Raw genomic sequence first — 1,592 nt, 5'->3', positions numbered from 1 at the left:
AGAAAGACTAACTATATAAAGTCAAGCAATAAAACCTAATATTTCTACAGTCTATTTTGGAATTTAAGGGCGCATCAAATAAACTTAAGCAAGCGTCATTTTTGAAATTATTTCAAACGCACTTCGTATGGTTCATTCTTTTTTAAAATAGCGTAAATAATGTAACAGAGTTTGCGTGACACAGCGCCCAGAGCTGTAAGGTGGTGTTTACCTTCGGATATTTTCTTTTCGTAAAATGCTTTTAATACAGGATCGTGTCTTGAGGCTACTAGTGCAGCGGAGAATAAGGCTTTTCTTAAATATGGAGAGCCCCGTTTACTCATGACGTTGTGTGTCCCTTCAAACTCACCCGATTGGGTGACAGAAGCATCAATACCGGCATAGGCAACTAGTTTAGCTGGTGAGGAGAATTTGTTTATATCACCGATTTCTCCTAGTATCGTCGCACCGTTAATAGGACCGATACCCGGGATTGTTTCAATCACAGAATCAATATCATCCATGATCTTTTTAATTTCTTTTTCTGTATCGGTTATTTGCTTTTCAAGAAATTTTAACTGTTCAATCATTGAACGCAATTGAAAGGTGAATGTTTCCTGGGCGAATTTAACTCCAAAGGAGTGTGAGGCAGCGGTTTTTAGTTCTTCAGCTTTCTTCATACCCAGGCGATTTCTACTGGCTTCCCCCAATAAATCAGCTAGGGTACCCGCAGAAATATGGTTGATGGCATCAGGAGAACTCAGTTCTAACAAAACTTCCTTTGAGGCTTTGCCAAAAATACCCACTTTACTAAAAAGTGTATCGTATTCAGGAAAAACTTGGTCCAATACCGCAATGATTTTTCGTTTGAAGTCACTAGCGGTGCCCACAAGATAGGTTCGGTAGCGAGAGAGTTGTTTCAACGAAAAGATGTTTTCATCGGATAAAGACGTTTCTACAAAGGTTCCGTAGCGCATTAAATCAGCGATCAAGACAGAATCAATAATATCGTTTTTTCGTTTGCGAATTTCCGTTCCTTTCCGCCAACCATCGGTCTGAATCGGGTTAATGACGTGAATTAGAAAGTCGTGCTCATCCAAAAAGGAGAAAAGAGATAGCCAGTAATGGCCCGTTGCTTCCATTCCGACTTTATACTGATCAATCGGAGATAAAGAGATGATTTTTTGGAGAAGTTTTTCTCCACCTTCAGTTGAATTGGGGAATGAAAAGCCTTTTAGTATCACTTTTCCTTCTTCATTCATAACTGAGGCTACATGGCTTCGTTTACCAATATCAATGCCTAAGAAGAACATAACGACACCTTCTTCATTTAATTTTGGATTGAACAGCCACTCGTCTGAAAAGCGTCACTACCTTGTTATAGATACGGAGTAAAGCACGAAGCTTTCAACATCTAACTCATTCGCAATCAGCTTATCAGAGAGAGGAACCAGTCTTTCGATTACGAGTTCAAGGACTCAAGGAGTAAACGGCTAACCTCTCAATCCAATAAACTAATTATCTCATATCTAATGAGATGAGGTAATCGAAAAGAGGTTCATAGGGTTATCCAGTAAAAACCGGAAGGTTAAAACCCTAAATATAATATACAA

General features: G+C 38.9%; 1 protein-coding gene. It reads right to left on the bottom strand.

The window, feature by feature from the left end:
* Nucleotides 1–107: 107 nt before the first annotated feature.
* Entirely contained in the window at nucleotides 108–1,292 is a 1,185-nt protein-coding gene (locus BMX84_RS12360; protein WP_091490360.1) for an IS110 family RNA-guided transposase, read from the bottom strand.
* Nucleotides 1,293–1,592: the final 300 nt, after the last annotated feature.

Origin of the sequence: Alkalibacterium putridalgicola (assembly GCF_900109825.1) — a bacterium.
Lineage (GTDB): Bacteria > Bacillota > Bacilli > Lactobacillales > Carnobacteriaceae_A > Alkalibacterium > Alkalibacterium putridalgicola.
Note: the sequence above shows the minus strand (reverse complement) of the source record. Positions and strands in the feature narration are given on the sequence as shown.